Source organism: Actinomadura nitritigenes (assembly GCF_017573545.1).
In the GTDB taxonomy this organism is placed as follows: Bacteria; Actinomycetota; Actinomycetes; order Streptosporangiales; family Streptosporangiaceae; genus Spirillospora; species Spirillospora nitritigenes.
In genome coordinates, this window is the sequence record NZ_JAGEOK010000013.1 from 109,706 (window position 1) to 127,735 (window position 18,030).

Annotated in this window: 14 protein-coding genes; 4 read left to right on the forward strand and 10 right to left on the reverse strand. The window is 72.4% G+C overall.

The features are described from left to right. The first annotated feature begins 176 nt into the window (after window positions 1-176). Window positions 177-1,091 (forward strand): zinc metalloprotease, encoded by a 915-nt coding sequence (locus J4557_RS21190; protein ID WP_208268457.1) that lies wholly within the window; start codon window positions 177-179, stop codon window positions 1,089-1,091. 64 nt (window positions 1,092-1,155) lie between these two features. Here J4557_RS21190 and J4557_RS21195 read toward each other — a convergent pair whose 3' ends face one another. Next, entirely contained in the window at window positions 1,156-1,542 is a 387-nt protein-coding gene (locus J4557_RS21195) for an avidin/streptavidin family protein (protein WP_208268458.1), read from the reverse strand. Window positions 1,543-1,758: 216 nt separating this feature from the next. On the opposite strand from J4557_RS21195, the gene J4557_RS21200 reads away from it, so the two are divergent. After that, the gene (locus J4557_RS21200; protein ID WP_307800117.1) at window positions 1,759-2,649 is read left to right on the forward strand and encodes a GlxA family transcriptional regulator; all 891 of its coding nucleotides are present in this window, start codon (window positions 1,759-1,761) and stop codon (window positions 2,647-2,649) included. A gap of 159 nt (window positions 2,650-2,808) precedes the next feature. Here J4557_RS21200 and J4557_RS21205 read toward each other — a convergent pair whose 3' ends face one another. Continuing rightward, the gene (locus tag J4557_RS21205) at window positions 2,809-4,566 is read right to left on the reverse strand and encodes an FAD-dependent oxidoreductase (RefSeq protein ID WP_243776130.1); all 1,758 of its coding nucleotides are present in this window, start codon (window positions 4,564-4,566) and stop codon (window positions 2,809-2,811) included. A gap of 2 nt (window positions 4,567-4,568) precedes the next feature. After that, complete coding sequence (locus J4557_RS21210) at window positions 4,569-6,149, reverse strand: succinic semialdehyde dehydrogenase (RefSeq protein ID WP_208268460.1); 1,581 nt, start codon at window positions 6,147-6,149, stop codon at window positions 4,569-4,571. 619 nt (window positions 6,150-6,768) lie between these two features. On the opposite strand from J4557_RS21210, the gene J4557_RS49750 reads away from it, so the two are divergent. After that, a complete protein-coding gene (locus tag J4557_RS49750) occupies window positions 6,769-7,434 on the forward strand; it encodes a TetR/AcrR family transcriptional regulator (protein ID WP_307800118.1) in 666 nt (221 codons plus the stop codon). Between the two features lie 1,070 nt (window positions 7,435-8,504). On the opposite strand, the gene glpD is transcribed toward J4557_RS49750, so the two are convergent. The 3 genes from glpD to guaB form a co-directional block, all read right to left on the reverse strand. Further along, window positions 8,505-10,241, reverse strand: coding sequence for a glycerol-3-phosphate dehydrogenase (glpD, locus tag J4557_RS21220; protein WP_208268462.1), 1,737 nt, complete (start codon window positions 10,239-10,241; stop codon window positions 8,505-8,507). A gap of 97 nt (window positions 10,242-10,338) precedes the next feature. Then, on the reverse strand, window positions 10,339-11,454 hold the full coding sequence (locus J4557_RS21225) for a GuaB3 family IMP dehydrogenase-related protein (protein WP_208268606.1): 1,116 nt from the start codon (window positions 11,452-11,454) through the stop codon (window positions 10,339-10,341). A gap of 246 nt (window positions 11,455-11,700) precedes the next feature. Next, window positions 11,701-13,197 (reverse strand): IMP dehydrogenase, encoded by a 1,497-nt coding sequence (guaB, locus tag J4557_RS21230; RefSeq protein WP_208268463.1) that lies wholly within the window; start codon window positions 13,195-13,197, stop codon window positions 11,701-11,703. A 273-nt stretch (window positions 13,198-13,470) separates the two neighbouring features. Between guaB and J4557_RS21235 the strand changes: the two genes are divergently transcribed. Next, the gene (locus J4557_RS21235) at window positions 13,471-13,860 is read left to right on the forward strand and encodes a DUF5319 domain-containing protein (protein ID WP_151596260.1); all 390 of its coding nucleotides are present in this window, start codon (window positions 13,471-13,473) and stop codon (window positions 13,858-13,860) included. 116 nt (window positions 13,861-13,976) lie between these two features. Here J4557_RS21235 and J4557_RS21240 read toward each other — a convergent pair whose 3' ends face one another. The 4 genes from J4557_RS21240 to groES form a co-directional block, all read right to left on the reverse strand. Then, window positions 13,977-14,855, reverse strand: coding sequence for a serine/threonine-protein kinase (locus J4557_RS21240; RefSeq protein ID WP_208268464.1), 879 nt, complete (start codon window positions 14,853-14,855; stop codon window positions 13,977-13,979). Next, entirely contained in the window at window positions 14,852-15,439 is a 588-nt protein-coding gene (locus J4557_RS21245) for a sigma-70 family RNA polymerase sigma factor (RefSeq protein ID WP_208268607.1), read from the reverse strand. Before J4557_RS21245 ends, J4557_RS21240 begins: the two co-directional genes overlap by 4 nt. Before the next feature lie 349 nt (window positions 15,440-15,788). Further along, on the reverse strand, window positions 15,789-17,414 hold the full coding sequence (groL, locus tag J4557_RS21250) for a chaperonin GroEL (protein ID WP_208268465.1): 1,626 nt from the start codon (window positions 17,412-17,414) through the stop codon (window positions 15,789-15,791). 87 nt (window positions 17,415-17,501) lie between these two features. Next, window positions 17,502-17,810, reverse strand: a complete 309-nt coding sequence (gene groES / locus J4557_RS21255; protein WP_089314894.1) for a co-chaperone GroES — start codon at window positions 17,808-17,810, stop codon at window positions 17,502-17,504. Window positions 17,811-18,030 lie beyond the last annotated feature (220 nt).

Here is an 18,030-nt window from a genome sequence, read left to right on the forward strand (position 1 = left end):
TATGCCGCCGGTCCGACATTCCGGCGCTCGCGCTACGGCGCCGCATTCAGCATTTCTCATCCCTATTCGTCCAGGTTTGCCAAAGACGCACTCCTTGTCGGCAATCACCCTGGTTCCAGCGATGACTCCGCTCCCCCGCGCGCCCCTCACCGGGCGCGCCGCCCCCAAGGAGTTCCATGAAACGCGCTGGAATCGCCACCGCCATCGGCATGCTCGCCGCGTTCACCGCCTACGCGCCCGCGGCCGCCCCCGCCCTCTCCGCTCCCGTCCCGGGTGCGAAGTGCAGCTCCGAGACGTCCGCCGCGCAGGCCCGCGTCCGTGCCGGCTCTCACGCCACAGAACGGCACCAGCCCGGGGCCGCCAAGGTCGCGGCCATGGAGAAGGACTTCCACAACCGTCTCGGACAGCTCGCCACGTCCGGCCGCCTCAAGGCCGCTGCTGCCGCCTCGATCACCGTCCGCGTGCACTTCCAGGTCATCACCAGCGGCAGCACGGGCTCGCTGTCCGACGCGACGCTCAACAAGCAGCTCAGCGTCCTCAACGCCGCCTATGCGCCGAGCGGTGTCTCCTTCACCCTCGCCTCCATCACACGGACGAACAACGCGGCATGGTTCTCCGACCCAGAGGGCAACGAGACGGCGATGAAGACCGCGCTGCACACCGGCGGCGCCCAGGACCTCAACCTCTACACCGCCGACCTAGGCGACAGTCTCCTCGGCTGGGCCACGTTCCCCAGCGACTACCGCTCCAAGCCCAAGATGGACGGCGTCGTCGTCCACTACCAGAGCGTCCCCGGCGGATCGCTCACCAACTACAACGAGGGCGACACGGCCACCCATGAGGTCGGCCACTGGATGGGGCTCTACCACACGTTCCAGGGCGGCTGCAGCGGCCAGGGCGACCGGGTGTCCGACACCCCCGCCGAGCAGAGCCCCGCCTCAGGCTGCCCCACCGGCCGTGACACCTGCTCCTCGTCGGGCCTGGACCCCATCCACAACTTCATGGACTACAGCTACGACTCCTGCATGTACGAGTTCACGCCGGGTCAGACCCAGCGCATGAGCGACCAGTGGGCCGCCTACCGCGCCTGAACCGGCCCGGTCCCGGCGCCGGAGACCCACCCCCTCCGGCGCCGGGCCCTGCTCCTTCACGGCGCTATACGCGGGTGAAGGTGTCGGCATTGGTCAGGACCGCATGCGCCCATGGCAGTTCGATCAGCTCGGGCGGCCGTCCTGGTGAGGGCGGCTTCACTGCCGCATCGGACACCACATGCCACACCGTCTCCAGCCGTCCGTCCCGCAGGAGTCCGGTGAAGGACGCTACGGAGTCGCCATGCGGCGCCGAGCGGCCGAACGCGAAGTGCGCGCACGCGCCGACGTGCAATCCCATGATCTCGGCTTCTTCGCCGGCGAACGCGCTGTCGCCGAGCGCGGTGCGGAACGTGCCCCGCAGCCTGCCGCCGGTGTCGCCGGTAATGACCAGGATCGACCTGTACTGATTGCGCCATGTGCCGACCCAGTTCACGGTGTCGTCGTTGCTCATGCCTTCACGATCATCGTCGCGAACCCTCTTAGCCAGTGGCCGAATAGTCGCGATACGGGATTATCCTGCCGCCCATGCTGCACCGCGTCGCGGCACTGGTGACGCCGCCTCAGTCGACGTTCGAGCTGGGATGCGTGGCCGAGGTCTTCGGCATCGACCATCCCGGCGTCGAGATCCGCTACCCCTTCCGCATCTGCGCCGTAGGAACCGGGGGCGGTGGCGACCAAGGCGGGCTACCGCATGTTCGTCGAGCACGGCCTCGGGCTACTCGCCCAGGCGGATTCGGCGTGCCTCACCGGCTGGCCGGACCGGGAAGCGCGGCCACCCCAACGCCTCGCGCGCGCCCTCACGGGAGCCCATGAACGCGGCGCCCGCATCGTCGGCGTCTGCTCAGGCGCGTTCTTGCTCGCCGCCGTGGGGCTCCTTGACGGCCGTACCGCGACAACCCATTGGCGCATGGCGGACGAACTGGCCCGGTGCTATCCCGACGTGACCGTCCAGCCTGACGCGCTGTACGTCGACCACGGTGACGTCGCCACGAGCGCCGGCACCGGCGCGGCGATCGACCTCGCGCTGGAGCTCGTCCGTCGCGACTTCGGCGCCGCGTACGCCAACGACATCGCGCGGCACATGGTGCTTCCGCCGCACCGCGACGGCGGCCAACGCCAGTACTCCCGCGTCCCGCCGTCCCGGGACGTCGGCGACGAACGGGCGCTCTCCCCGGTCCTCGAATGGGCCGAGGCGAACCTGCACAGGCCGATCAGCATCGACGAACTCGCGGAGCGGGCCGCCGTCTCCCCGCGCACGCTCGCGCGCCTGTTCGACCGGCGGCTCGGCACGACGCCCGGACGATGGCTTCTCCGGCGCCGCGTCCAGGAGGCCTGCGCCCTGCTCGAACGGACGGACGCGACCATCGAGTCCGTCGCGTCCGCCACCGGGTTCCCGGACACGTCGAACTTCCGCCGCCGCTTCGCCGACGAGATGGGCACGACCCCGAGCGCCTACAGGCGGACGTTCTCCGTCCCTCGCCGATCCACTCCACGATCACGATCGAGCCTGGCGATGGGCCTCGCGACCAGGAACGATGCGGCTTCGCCAGCCGAATGACCACCGCCTCCACCGCCGGGGCGGCGGAGGGTTATCCACAGAATGACGTTCCACTTCCCCGGCCGTGGGCGGGGCGTGAGCATGGGACGCGGTGGGCCTGCCAGGAGGCGCCGGCCGCGTTCCGGTTCGGAGGCGGGGACGAGCCGGAAGGCGAACCGGTCAGGTGATCTCGACGATGGGAAGGTGGAGTGCCGCTGGAGCGTCCGCTGGAACGACGGGATTCTTCGGAAGGACGGGGGTGATTCTTCGATAGGTGTCGCCCGGCTCGGGGCGGGTGTCGGCCTCGCCCCGGTTGGGCCAGAAGGACATCGCGCGTTCGGCCTGCGCGGTGATCGTGAGGGACGGGTTGACGCCGAGGTTGGCGGAGACCGCCGAGCCGTCCACGATGTGCAGGCCGGGGTGCCCGTACACCCGGTGGTAGGCGTCGATGACGCCGGATTCGGCGGAGTCGCCGATGGCGCAGCCACCGAGGAAGTGCGCGGTCATCGGGACGTCGAACAGATCGCCCCAGGTGCCGCCGGCGATCCCGCCGATCTCCTCGCCGATCAGCCGGGTCGCCTGGTGCCCCTCGGGGATCCAGGTGGGGTTCGGCTCCCCGTGCCCCGCGGACGCGCGAACGTCCCAGCCGAACGGGCCCCTCTTCGGGCGGAGCGTGATCGAGTTGTCCCGGGTCTGCATGACCAGCGCGATCACGGTCCGCTCGGACCAGTGCCGGACGTCGAAGAGCTGGATCAGATCACGGGGGCGGCGCACCGCCTCGCGCGCGAACTTCAGGATCCGGGGCGTGTGCCGCTCACCGGGCCCGTCCCCGTCGATCAGCAGGGTCTGCAGCCCGGCGAGGAGGTTGGACCCGCGGCCGTAGCGGACGGGCTCGATGTGGGTCTCGGGAGTCGGATGGAAGGAGGAGGTGATCGCCACGCCCTTGGAGAAGTCCGGGCCGGGCGTGCCGTTGCGGCGGCCGCCGCCGAGGATGGCCTCGGAGTTGGTCCGCGTCAGCGCCCCGAGCCGGTCGGACAGGCGCGGCAGCAGGCCGGTGCTCTTCAGCTTGTGGAGCAGCTTCTGGGTGCCGTAGGTTCCGGCCGCGAACACCACCTGCCCGGCGGTGAGCGTCCTGCGGTTGCGCCCGAACGAACCGGTCCGCACGATCTCGACCGCGTAGCCGCCGCCCGCCAGCGGCTTCACCGAGGTCACGCGGCTGAGCGGCATCACCCGGGCCCCGGCCTTCTCGGCGAGGTACAGGTAGTTCTCGGTGAGCATGTTCTTCGCGCCGTGGCGGCATCCCACCATGCACTCGCCGCACTCCAGGCAGCCGCGGCGGCGCGGGCCCACGCCGCCGAAGAACGGGTCGCCGCTCTCGACGCCCGCGCCACGGCCGAAGTAGACGCCCACCGGAGTCCTGACGAAGGTGCCGGCCGCGCCCATCCGGTCGGCCACCTTCCTCATGACCTTGTCGGCCTCGGTCGTGGTCGGGTTCTCGACGACGCCCAGCATGCGCTTGGCCTGGTCGTAGTAGGGGGCGAGCTCGTCCTGCCAGTCGGTGATGTGCGCCCACTGCCGGTCCTGGAAGAACGGCGCGGGCGGCACGTACAGGGTGTTGGCGTAGTTGAGCGACCCGCCGCCGACGCCCGCGCCGGCCATCACCAGGACCCGGCTGGACTTCGCGCCGCGGATCAGGTGCAGCCGTTGGATCCCGGTGAGGCCGAGCGCCGGCGCCCACAGGTACCGGGAGACGCGCCAGTTCGTCTTCGGCAGTGCGGGGTACCGGGCGCCGGGCGCCGCGGAGGGAGCGGTGTCGAAGCGGCGGCCCGCCTCGATCACGCCGACCTTGTACCCCTTCTCGGTCAGCCGCAGCGCCGAGACGCTGCCGCCGAACCCTGACCCGACGACGAGCACGTCGAAGTCGTGCTTCACGGCCATCCTTACTTGATCCGCAGCTTCTTCATCAGCTTGATGCCGGTGGCCATGAAGTCGGCGAACTTGTCATAGCCGAGGGAGCCGGGGGGCTCGAGGTCCATGATGTGCTGGCTCGCGACGGTCTGCACCTCGGTGAACTTGAGCATGCCCTCGGCGCCGTGGCGGCGGCCCACGCCGGACTGCTTCATCCCGCCCATCGGCGAGTCGTAGGACGCGTAGGCGGCGCCGTACCCGTCGTTGATGTTGACGGTGCCGGCCTGGATCCTGGCGGCGAGCCGGCGGGCCCGCGCGGGGTTCTTCGTCCACACCGAGGCGTTCAGCCCGTAGGCGGTGTCGTTGGCGCGGGCCACGACCTCGTCCTCGTCCCGGTACTTGTAGATCGCGACGACCGGGCCGAACGTCTCGTTGGCGCACAAGTCCATGTCGCCGTTGACGTCCGCGAGGAGCGTCGGCTCGTAGAAGAGCGGGCCGATGTCGGGGCGGGCGTTGCCGCCGGCCAGGACGGTCGCGCCCTCCTTGACGGCCTGGTCCACGTGCTGCGTCACCGCGTCCAGCTGGCGCTGGTAGGTCAGCGAGCCCATCTCGGCCTCGAAGTCCAGGCCGGTGCCGAGCTTCATGCCCTTGACCAGCTCGACGAGGCGCGGGACGAACCGGTCGTAGATGTCCTCGTGGACGTACATCCGCTCGATCGAGATGCACAGCTGCCCGGCGTTGGTGAAGCACGCGCGGATGGCGCCGCGCGCGGTCCGCTCGACGTCGGCGTCCGCCATCACGATCATCGGGTTCTTGCCGCCGAGCTCCAGCGAGTACGACACCAGCCGGGGGGCGACGCGCTCGGCGATCGCCTTGCCGCCGCGCGTGGAGCCGGTGAACGAGACGTAGTCGGCGTCGTCGATCAGCGGGTCGCCGATCTCGCCCGGGTCGCCGACGACGATCTGCCACACGTCGCGCGGCAGCCCCAGCGCGACCAGCAGGTCCAGCACCCACAGGCTGGACAGGCACGTCTGGGTGTCCGGCTTGTGGATCACCGCGTTGCCCGCCATGATCGCCGGAGCGATGTCGCTGGCGCCGAGCGCGAACGGGTAGTTCCACGGCGAGATCAGCGCGACGACGCCCTTGGGGTGCCGCAGTTCCTGCACGCGGGTGAGGCCCGGCATCATGCCCTGCCGGCGCCGCGGCTTCAGCAGCTTCGCGGCCCGGCGGGCGTAGTAGAGCGAGCACAGCGCCACGTCGAGGAACTCCTCCATCGCGTGGCGGCGGGCCTTGCCGGTCTCGAGCTGGATGATGTCCAGGATCTCCTCGCGCCGGTCGACCAGCGCGTCCGACAGCCGCAGGAACGGCTTGACGCGCTCGCTCACCGGCAGCGCGGCCCACGCGCGCTGCGCCTCTCGGGCCCGCTCGTAGGCGGCCCGGACGTCATCGGCTCCGGACCGAGGGACCGTCGCGAGCGGCTCGCCCGTGAACGGACTGGGGATCGTCACCGTCTCGGCGCCGCCCGAAGCGACATGGGAGGCCAGCCGGTCGATCAGGGACTGCGGGAGCTCGTGCTCTGCCTCGCCTTTGGCAGGGACCGTCGGGGATGCCATGCAGGCAGGGTATGACCCCCTGGCCATTTTTGGCTACCCGCAGGTAACAGCGCACTTGCCGTGAAATGCCCCACCTTCCATGGGTTTTCCCGTCCGGCACTGACAACCATCCACCGAACGGACCGTTCCAACCCCGGCGGAGTTGCGCAACTCCGGGACTGACCGCGTCCGACCGGTGTATTCCGAGAACAGGAGGAGAATCCGGCGCCCATCCCGCCGCTCCCGGACGTCCGCTGCCGCGCGTCAGGAGCGCCGTGGACGCGCGCCATGGCAGCGGAGGGAACAGCACATGAACGACGCCCACGGCGACCTACGGCCCGAGGGTGACCCGACGGACGCGAGCGACCCCCGCACCCCGCGCCCGCCCAGCGGCGGCAGCACGACCCCGTCCGCACCCCCCACAGAGACCACCGCCGGTACGGCCGCCCTTCCGGACGGCCCCACCGTCGGAGGAGCGCTCGCCACGACCACCCGCCCCGATGAGGCGACCACCCTCACCGGGGACCCTGGCAAGGTCGGCAACGGTGCGTCCCCGCGCGCCGCCGTGCCCGCCGCGCGACCTGGCGAACCGGAGAGCGGAAGCCAGGCACCACTGCCTCCGGGCTTTGGAGGGCGTCCGGTGACCACCGAGCCGCGAACACTCGAGCGCGACGCCGGCCAGTCACGGCAGCCCGCCCGCGGGACGGGACGAGCGGGCCAGGTGAACGTGCGGCAGGAGCGCCGCGAACAGACCCGGACCGCCCTGCTGTCCGCCGCGGAGCGCCTGTGGGCGGAGCGCGGGATCCACGGCGCCTCGCTCGACGACATCGCCGCGGCGGCGGGTCTCACCAAGGGAGCGGTGTACTCGAACTTCGCCGGCAAGACGGACCTGCTGCTGGCCCTGCTCGAACGCTTCACCAGCGACCGCCTCGGCACGGACGTCTGCGACGAACTGCGGTCCGCCGACCAGGCGCGTGACGACGCCGGGCGCACCGGCCGCAACACCTCGCGCGACGGCTCCGACGACCGCGCCCGCCGACTCGCGCTCCTGCTGGTGGAGTTCTGGCTCTACGGCATGCGCGACTACGCGGCGGGCTGGCGGATCGCCGACTGGTACGCCGAACGCCGGGCGCATCTGGCCAGCGAGTTGCGCGACGTGGACGGCATCGCCCCGTCCGAGCGCGCGGCGCTGGCGATGGCGCTGGACTTCGGGCTGGCCTTCCAGCACCTGCTCGACCCCGATCGCGTCCCCGCCGACCTCTACTCGACCGGCATAGACCTCATGCTGGGGCGAGCAGCCAGCTGATCCGCCTTTCCGGCCCACCGGACAGGCGCGGTCGACCAGCCGGCACCGCCGCCTGGCGTGCACACCTGGCGCAGGCGGGCGGGGCCGCCCACCTGGCAGGGCCAGCCCACCCCGCTGGCATGGTCAGGCGCACGCCCGGGCGGCACCGCCGAGCAGCGGGGAAGAAGGCCCCACGAAACCGGCGGCCTGCACCACCGGTGACCAAGCCCCCCCGGCACGGCCGACCCGCCCGGGCGGCAGGGTCGAACAGCGCGGACATTGCCCCACCACCATCTGGCGGGTCGGCACGCCCGGTGAGCGAGGCACAACCGGAACCGTCAGCCCACGCGGCCGACAGGGTCGCCCGGGCGCCCCTGTCGGCCGCACCGTTGAGGGTGCGAGCAGTCAAGCCCTCGCTGGCCCGGCCGGTCGGCATGGGCGACGGTCGGTCTGCGCGGCCCGGGCGGCGCGGGCGGTTGGCCCCCGGGTGGCAAGATCGGGCAGCCCACGCCCTCGGCGCAAACGGCTGAGGTGGTTGGGCAGTCGCGGGCGGTGGGGCCACTCAACCGGCGTGCCGGTGCGCCGGTCGAGTGGCCCCACCTGCTTGCTCGGGCAGCGCGGGTGATCCGGCCTGCCGCTAGGCCAAACGGCCCTGCCCACCCATACGACCCACCCGCCTGGACGGGCACGGCGGCCAACCCGACACGGCCAACCCGACCGGGCTGGGACGGGCGGCCAACCCAACCAGGCGATCACGCCTGGGCGGGCACGGGCGGGCGGCACGCCTGGACGGGCTCGGGCGGACTGCACGGGCGGGTGCCGCGCCTGAGCGGGCTGGGACGGGCGGCTGATCCGACCGGGCGGCGCGTCTGGGCGGGCACGGCCTACCCGGCGCGGGCAGCCGGCCCGACCGGGCGGACACGGGCACGGCCCGACCGGGCGGGCATGGGCGGCCGACCTGGGTGGGCGGCGCGCCTGGGCGGGCCCGGGCGGGCTGCGGGGGGCGGCTCGGCTTTGGGGAGTTGCCCGGCTGGTGCAGCTCCCGAGGGGTTTCGGCTGCTGGGGGGAGTCTGGTCGTAGAGGTGGGCGGGTCAGATGGCGGTGGGGACGATGTCGGGGGCGCCTCGGCGGCTGGCGTCGGCTTCCTGGTCGTCGTCCTGGGTCTGGGAGGCGCGTTCGGCTTCGACGCGCTTGCGGTAGTACTCGATCTCCCGGTCGCGCTGCTTCTTCGACCAGCCGAGGACGGGCGCGAGGAGGTCGGCGGCCTCCTGCGCGACGCCGACGCCCCGGTCCCACGTCTCGATGGAGATGCGGGTGCGGCGTGCGAGGACGTCGTTGAGGTGGCGGGCGCCCTCGTTCGTGGCGGCGTAGACGACCTCGGCGCGCAGATAGTCGTCCGCGCCGGACAGGGGCTTGCCGAGGTCTGGCTTGTCGGAGATGAGTTCGAGGAGGTCGTCGGTGAGGGTGCCGTAGCGGCCCAGGAGGTGCTCGACGCGGGCGACGTGCACGCCGTAGCGGGACGCGAGGCGGTGGCGGGCGTTCCACATGGCCTGGAAGCCGTCGCCGCCCACGAGCGGGACCCGGTCGGTGCAGGACTCGGGGATCTTGCCGTCGAGGCCGTGGGCGACGGCGTCGATGGCGTCCTTCGCCATGACGCGGTACGTCGTGTACTTGCCACCCGCGACCAGCACGAGGCCCGGGACGGGGTGCGCCACGACGTGCTCGCGGGACAGCTTGGACGTCTCCTCGGTCTCGCCGGTGAGCAGGGGCCGCAGGCCCGCGTAGACGCCTTCGACGTCGTCGTGGGTGAGCGGGGTGGTCAGGACGGTGTTGACATGGTCGAGGACGTATTCGATGTCGGCCTTGGACGCGGCCGGGTGGGCCTTGTCGAGGTCCCAGGCGGTGTCGGTGGTGCCGATGATCCAGTGCCGTCCCCACGGGATGACGAACAGCACGGACTTCTCGGTGCGCAGGATGATCCCGGTCGAGGAGTGGATGCGGTCCTTCGGGACGACGAGGTGGATGCCCTTGGACGCCTTCACGTGGATCTGGCCGCGGCCGCCGACGAGCTCCTGGATGTCGTCGGTCCAGACGCCGGTGGCGTTGACGACCTGCTTCGCGCGGACCTCGCTGGTGGTGTTGCCCTCCAGGTCGCGGATGCGCAGCCCGGTGACGCGCTCGCCCTCGCGCAGGAGACCGAGGACCTGGGTGCGGGACGCGATCTGCGCGCCGTACTCGGCGGCGGTCCGCAGCACCGTCATGACGTAGCGGGCGTCGTCGACCTGCGCGTCCCAGTACTGGATGGCGCCGGTGAAGGCGTCCTTGCGCAGGGACGGCGCGAGCCGCAGCGCGCCGCGACGGGTCAGGTGCCGGTGGTGCGGGACGCCGCGCGACAGACCCATCTGGAGGGACAGGAGGTCGTAAAGGGCGACGCCGGCGCCGAAGTAGGCGCGTTCCCACACGTGGTGGGTGGTCGGCAGCAGGAACGGGACGGGACGGACCAGATGCGGTGCGATCTGCTGCAGCAGCAGGCTGCGTTCGGTGAGCGCCTCGCGGACCAGGTCGAAGTTGTACTGCTCCAGGTAGCGCAGCCCGCCGTGGATCAGCTTGGACGACCGGGACGACGTCCCGGACGCGAAGTCGCGCGCCTCCACGACCGCGACCGAGAGGCCGCGGGTCGCGGCGTCCAGCGCCGCGCCGGCCCCGACGATCCCGCCGCCCACGACCACGACGTCGAATTCCTCGCGGCCCATCCGGTCGAGCGCGGCGGCCCGTTCGGCGGGGCCGAGCCGTGAGCTGCCGAGGCCGGTCACCGGTGATCCCGTCATCGCGATTCCCCCCAGATCGGTTCGTTTACGAGCAGTACCTACCCAACAGTAAGGACAGGTCCACCCTCGAAACGCCCGATTCGGCGTGGGGTCGCTCTCAGTCGGTGGACCGGCGCGGCGCCACCACCACCTGTACCCGCTGGAACTCCTTCAACTCCGTGTACCCGGAGGTCGCCATCGCGCGGCGCAGCGCGCCGATCAGGTTCATCGAGCCGTCCGCGACGTGCGAGGGGCCGTGCAGGATCTCCTCCAGCGAGCCGATGGTCCCGAGGTTCAGGCGGGTGCCGCGCGGGACGTCGCCGTGGTGGGCCTCGCTGCCCCAGTGGTAGCCGCGGCCGGGCGCCTCGCTGGACCGGGCGAACGGGGAGCCGACCATGACGGCGTCGGACCCGCAGGCGAACGCCTTCGCGATGTCGCCGCTGTTGGTCATGCCGCCGTCGGCGATGACGTGCACGTACCGTCCGCCGGACTCGTCCATGTAGTCGCGGCGGGCGGCGGCGACGTCGGCGACGGCGGTGGCCATCGGGACGGCGACGCCGAGAACGGTCCGGGTGGTGTGCCCGGAGCCGCCGCCGAACCCGACGAGCACGCCGGCCGCGCCGGTCCGCATCAGGTGCAGCGCGGCGGTGTAGGTGGAGCAGCCGCCGACGATGACGGGGACGTCGAGGTCGTAGATGAACTGCTTGAGGTTCAGCGGCTCGGCGCGCCCGGACACGTGCTCGGCGGACACGGTGGTGCCGCGGATGACGAACAGGTCGACGCCCGCGTCGATGACGGCCTTGTGAAACTGGGCGGTGCGCTGCGGGGACAGCCTCGCAGCGACGGTGACGCCGGCGTCGCGGATCTCCTGGATCCGGCGGCCGATCAGGTCCTCCTGGATCGGCGCGGTGTAGATCTCCTGGAGCCGCTGTGTGGCGCGGGCGTCGTCCAGCTCGGTGATCTCGGCGAGCAGCGGCTCGGGGTCCTCGTAGCGGGTCCACAGGCCTTCGAGGTCGAGCACGGCGAGGCCGTCCATCCGGCCCATCGCGATCGCGACGGCGGGGCTGACCACGCTGTCCATCGGCGCGACGACCAGCGGCATCTCGAACCGGTAGGCGTCGATCTGCCAGGCGACGCTGACCTCCTCGGGGTCGCGCGTGCGGCGCGACGGGACGATGCCGATGTCGTCGAAGGCGTACGCCCGCCGACCGCTCTTGCCCCGGCCGATCTCCACCTCAGCAGCCACTGCGCCCTTCCTCCACCTCGCGGACAAGCGTGGTGTTCCCGCCGGTGGCGGGAACAAGCCCCGCAAGAGCTTACGGCAGGCCGCGCCGTACCCCGCGACCAGGACGGATCCCGTCCCGTCCGCGACCACGCCGAGCACCGCCCCGTGCCCGGCCTCACCATGCCGGGCGGGGTGGCGGTGAACGTGCCTAGGGGCGGCGGTGGACGTGTCGGCGGGCGCCGGTGCAGGGCCGGGTCAGCGGCCCTGGTAGTTGGGGGCTTCGACGGTCATCTGGATGTCGTGCGGGTGGCTCTCGCGCAGGCCGGCGGGGCTGATGCGCATGAGCTGGCCGCGTTCCTGCAGCTCGGGGATGGTGCGGGTTCCGGCGTACCACATGGACTGGTGCAGGCCGCCGACGAGCTGGTGCGCGACGTTGGCGAGCGGACCGCGGTAGGGCACCTGGCCCTCGACGCCCTCGGGGATCAGCTTCTCCTCGGCGGTGACGTCGGCCTGCGCGTAGCGGTCCTTGGAGAAGGAGCCGCCCCGCTCGCGGTTGCGCATCGCGCCGAGCGAGCCCATGCCCCGGTACGACTTGTACTGCTTGCCGTGCACGAAGATCAGCTCGCCGGGGGACTCCTCGACGCCGGCGAGCAGGCTGCCGAGCATCACGGTGTCGGCGCCCGCGACGAGCGCCTTGGCGATGTCGCCGGAGTACTGCAGGCCGCCGTCGCCGATCACCGGCACGCCCGCCTCCTTGGCCGCGCGCCCGGCTTCGAAGATCGCCGTGAGCTGCGGGACGCCGACGCCGGCGACGATCCGGGTGGTGCAGATCGAGCCGGGTCCGACGCCGACCTTGACCGCGTCGGCGCCCGCGTCGATCAGCAGCTTCGCGCCCGCGTAGGTCGCGACGTTCCCGCCGACGACCTGGACGGCCGCCCGGGCCTTGATCGCGGCGATGGTGTCGGCGACGCCCTTGGAGTGGCCGTGCGCCGTGTCCACGATGATCACGTCGGTGCCGGCCTCGATGAGCGCCCGCGCGCGCTTGATCGCGTCCTCGCCGACGCCGACCGCCGCGGCGACGAGCAGCCGGCCGTCGGCGTCCTTGGTGGAGTCGGGGTACTGCTCGCTCTTGGTGAAGTCCTTGGTGGTGATCAGGCCCTTGAGCCGGCCCTCGCCGTCCACCAGCGGCAGCTTCTCCACCTTGTTGCCCGCCAGCAGCCGGAACGCGTCGTCGCGCGCCACGTCCACCGGCGCCGTGACGAGCGGCATCGGGGTCATGACCTCGCGCACCGGACGGGAAAGGTCGGACTCGAAGCGCATGTCGCGGTTCGTCACGATGCCTACCAGCACGCCCCGGACGTCCGTCACCGGCACGCCGGAGATCCGGTAGCGGGCGCACAGCTCCTCGACGTCGGCGAGGGTCGCGTCCGGCAGGCACGTCACCGGATTGGTGATCATCCCGGCCTCGGACCGCTTCACCCGGTCGGCCTGGCCGGCCTGCTCCTCGATCGACATGTTGCGGTGCAGCACGCCGATGCCGCCCTGCCGCGCCATCGCGACCGCCGTGCGGGCCTCGGTCACCGTGTCCATCGCCGCCGACACCAGCGGGATCCGCAGCGAGATCTCGCGGGTCAGCCGGGTCGTGGTGTCGGCCTCCCCCGGCTGCAGGTCCGAGTAGCCCGGCAGCAGCAGCACGTCGTCGAAGGTCAGGCCCTGCGGGAGGAATTTGGCGGGCTCGGCGGCGGGGTTCATGGTTGCCTTCCATAGGGGTGGCGGTATCCGGCCAGGTCACGGCGACCCTGTCCCCATGGTAGGCCGTCGCCCCGCGCCGGGACGGGCTGTTGCGGACACCGGGCACGTGGCCTTGATGACACCCCGTAACGCGCACCCGACCCGGCCGCATTCCCGCGTGACGGGCGTTCCGGGCCTGCACGGGGGTCCCCGGCGGGCACGCGGAGTGATTGTTCGCGCACAGAGGAGACCGGGGGGTGCACCTGGCGGGGCGGCGCGCAGTAGCGTAAGGGTGTGCACGACGATGCCCCGCTCGACCCGTTCGCCGGAGACCCGGAGGATCCGGCGGCGTCGCTCGGCGACCCCGGCGAGGACGCCGCGCCGCTGAGCGTCGCCGAGCGCGAGGACGTGCTGGCCGACCTCGCCGACCTGGAGGTCTTCCGGGCGCTGCTGGAGCCCCTCGGGGTCCGCGGCCTCACCGTCGACTGCGCCGACTGCGGCAAGCTGCACTACATCGACTGGGACCTGCTGCACGGCAACCTGCGCCACCTGCTCGACCAGGGCCTGCCCCGCGTGCACGAGCCCGCCCTCTCCCCCGATCCCGTCGACTACGTGAGCTGGGAGTACGCCCGCGGCTACGTCGACGGCGTGATCGACAGCGAAGAGGGCCGCGACGAGAACTGACCGGCGCCCCGCAACGGAGCGCCGGCACGCCGCGCGGCCCGGTGGCCCGATGGCCGGGCAGCCGCCCGCAGGCACGCCGACGGCGGCCACCCCGACGCCGGGAGCCCTGGCGGGGCCTACTCCGGGTCCGGGCGCTCGTACGGGCTCAGGCGCTGCTGGGTGCGCTTGCGGATGTCGTCGATGGTGCGGCGCGGGTCGTCGTCGGACGGGAACTGCGGGAACGCGGGGCGGATCGCCGGGGCCGAGCGCGGTGCGTCCGGGCGGCGCGCCCCGGACCGGCGGGGCCGCTCGGCGTCGCGGATGATCTGCTCCAGGCGACGCTTCATGCGGTCGTAGTCCCGGCGGCCGGGGTCGTCGGCGGCGGGGGTCCTGGCCGCGGGACGGGCCGGGGAGGGCATGGACGCGGGCGCCTGAGTCGGGGACGTGGTGCGCGGGGCGGCGTGGGTGCCCGCGTCGGTGTCCTTGGCGTGCGGTCCGGCGGTGCCGGACACCCCGGCGTCGGCGGGCGGGGACGCCGCGGCGCGCTCGGTGACGCCGCCGCCCGCCGCGGCGACGCCGGTGCTGGCCAGGACGGCTCCGGCGACGCCGAGCGCGACGATGGTGCGGGGGCCGCGGCGGCGCGGGCCCGGTCCGGGGGCCGGCGGCGGCGTGCCGGGGCCGGGATCGGACGGCCCGGCGGCGTCGCGTCCGGGGCCCTGGTCGTCGACGTCCGCGATCAGCGCGCGCAGCAGCCGGACGGCGGGGTCGGCCGAGCCCTCGTCGGCGTCGGCGGCGCGGGCGCACTCCCCGGCGGCGCGGTCAGCCGCGGGACGGCCCGTGGAGCCGGCAGCGCGCCGAGCCGCCAGCGCGTCGATGAGCGCGTCGGTACGGCGCACCGCGCCGAGGTCGGCGAGCAGGGTGACCGCCGGGGCCGGCGGCCTGCTCCCCGGCTCGCGGGTCCCGCCGGAGTTCGAAGGCCCGACCGGATCCGGGGCGCCAGGGCTCCGCTCCGTCAAGCGATCGACTCCTCTCTGGCCATCGCGCGGAGCCGGGCCAGGGCCCGGTGCTGCGCGACCCGTACCGCCCCCGCGGACATGCCCAGCACATTACCGGTCTCCTCCGCCGACAGGCCCGCCACCACGCGCAGCAGCACCAGCTCGCGCTGGTGTTCGGGGAGCCGCGTGAGCAGGTCGCGGGCGCGCTGCGCCTCGATGTAGCGGACCACCGTCTCCTCGGGTCCCGGACGGTCGTCCGGGCCGTCGGGCAGGTCCTCGGTGGGCACGGCCGCGCGGACCGCGCTGCGCAGCGCGTCGGCGATCTTGTGCGAGGCGATGCCGAAGACGAAGGACGCGAACGGGCGCCCCATGTCGCGGTAGCGGGGCAGCGCCGACAGCACCGCGATGCAGACCTCCTGGGCCACGTCGTCGGCGATGTGGTACTGCCCGGAGACCCGGCCGAGACGCGCGCGGCAGTAGCGCACGATCATCGGGCGGACCTCGCCGATGAGCACCTCGATGGCGCCCGGGTCGCCCTGGACGGCGAGGTTGGCGAGTTCCCGGAGGTCGCCGTCGCCCTCGTTCGCCGCGCGGAGCACGCGCATGCGGCGGCCGGTGTCGTGGCGCGGCGGAGGGGCCGGTCCCCCCGAGGGTTCCACAGCGCGCGCGGTCATGGTCCCGGCGTAGCTTCCCTCGGTCACGTCAAGCATGATGCCCAGCACCGCCGGGCGTGTCGCCACTGTCGTCGGCAACGGAATGGTCACAGTGCGGGGACGAGCCCGGAAATACCACGCATTGCTGTCACCCAAGTGCCGAGAGTGGCGATGCGGCCCTCCCCGTTCGGAGGGCACGGCGGAAAGGAACGGGGAACGGCGAAGGCCCCCGCCCGGTGTCGGACGGGGGCCTCGGCGATCTCCGCGGCGGGCGAGCCGCACGCCCGCCGAGAACGGACGATCAGTGGCCGTGCCCGTGGCCGTGCCCGTGGCCGCCGGCCGCCGGCTCCTCCTCCTCGGGCTTGTCCACGACGAGCGCCTCGGTGGTGAGCAGCATGCCCGCGATCGACGCGGCGTTGGTGACGGCCGAACGGGTCACCTTGACCGGGTCGATGACGCCCTGGGCGATCAGGTCGCCGTACTCGCCGGTGGCGGCGTTGTAGCCGTGGCCCGGCTGCAGCTCCTGCACCTTGGAGACGACGACGTAGCCCTCCTGGCCGGCGTTCTCGGAGATCCAGCGCAGCGGCTCGACCAGCGCGCGGCGCACCGCCTCCGCGCCGGTGGCCTCGTCGCCGGACAGGCCGAGGGCGTCGAAGCCCTCCTTGGCCACGTGCACCAGCGCGCTGCCGCCGCCGGACACGATGCCCTCCTCGATCGCCGCGCGGGTCGCCGAGATGGCGTCCTCCAGGCGGTGCTTCTTCTCCTTCAGCTCCACCTCGGTGGCGGCGCCGACGCGCAGCACGCAGACCCCGCCGGCCAGCTTGGCCAGGCGCTCCTGCAGCTTCTCGCGGTCCCAGTCGGAGTCGGAGTTCTCGATCTCGACCTTGATCTGGTTGACCCGCGCGGTGATCTCGTCCGCGGAGCCCTCACCGTCGACGATGGTGGTGGCGTCCTTGGTGACGGTGATGCGGCGGGCGCGGCCGAGGTCCTCCAGCCCGATCGAGTCGAGCTTGAGGCCGATGGCCTCGCTGACGACCTGGCCGCCGGTGAGGGTGGCCATGTCGCCCAGCATCGCCTTGCGGCGGTCGCCGAAGCCCGGCGCCTTGACGGCGACGGAGGTGAAGGTGCCGCGGATCTTGTTGGCGACGAGCAGCGCCAGGGCCTCGCCCTCGACGTCCTCGGCGACGACCAGCAGCGGCTTCTTGGTCTGGGCGACCTTCTCCGCCAGCGGCAGGAACTCCTGCACGTTGGAGATCTTGCCGTCCACGATGAGCACGTAGGCGTCCTCCAGGACGGCCTCCATGCGCTCGGGGTCGGTGACCATGTGCGGCGACAGGTAGCCCTTGTCGAACTGGAGGCCCTCGGTGAACTCCAGCTCGAGGCCCATGGTGTGGGCCTCCTCGACGGTGATGACGCCGTCCTTGCCCACCTTGTCGAACGCCTCGGCGATCAGCTCGCCGATCTGCGCGTCCTGGGCGGAGATGGTGGCGACGTGCGCGATCTCGCCCTTCTCGTCGACCTCGCGGGCCGACTTCAGGAGCTGGTCGGACACGTGCTGGGCGGCCGCGTCGATGCCGCGCTTGAGGCTGAGCGGCGAGGCGCCGGCGGCCACGTTGCGCAGGCCCTCGCGGACCAGGGCCTGGGCGAGGACGGTCGCCGTGGTGGTGCCGTCGCCCGCGATGTCGTTGGTCTTGGTCGCCACTTCCTTGGCGAGCTGGGCCCCGAGGTTCTCGTAGGGGTCCTCCAGCTCCACCTCGCGGGCGATGGTGACGCCGTCGTTGGTGATGGTCGGCGCGCCGAACTTCTTGTCGATGACGACGTTGCGGCCGCGCGGGCCGATCGTCACCTTGACGGCGTCCGCGAGAGCGTTGACGCCGCGCTCAAGAGCCCGGCGAGCGTCCTCCTCGAACTCCAGGATCTTCGCCATGGGGTTAACTCCTATGTCACGCGATCCGCCCCGGCCGCCCCGCCGGTGGGCGGCGCGGGCCGGGGCGGGCGCATCACGTCTCGGTGATTACTTCTCGATGACCGCGAGCACGTCGCGGGCCGAGAGGACGAGGTAGTCCTCGCCGTTGTACTTGACCTCGGTGCCGCCGTACTTGCTGTAGAGCACGACCTCGCCGACCTTGACGTCGACCGGGACGCGCTCGCCCTTGTCGTCGACGCGGCCCGGGCCGACGGCCAGGACGGTGCCCTCCTGCGGCTTCTCCTTGGCGGTGTCCGGGATCACCAGGCCGGAGGCGGTGGTGGTCTCGGCCTCAAGCGGCTGGACGACGATGCGGTCCTCGAGCGGCTTGAGAACAACCTTGGTGGCGGTCGTCACGATCTGACCTCCCCTTCGATTGGTCCTCGGCGGCCATGGCCGGCCGCCGGCAATGTGACAGAGAGGCGACCCTGGACCGGCCTGCCGTCGCGGGTGCCAGACCGACCTTGTCGCTGTGTTGGCACTCTCGCGGTGAGAGTGCCAGTCAGTGAGACTATGCCGTGCCCGTTGGCCCGTCAACACGGACACGGAGGCACGGCCCGCGGCGTTCCGGTGCGTT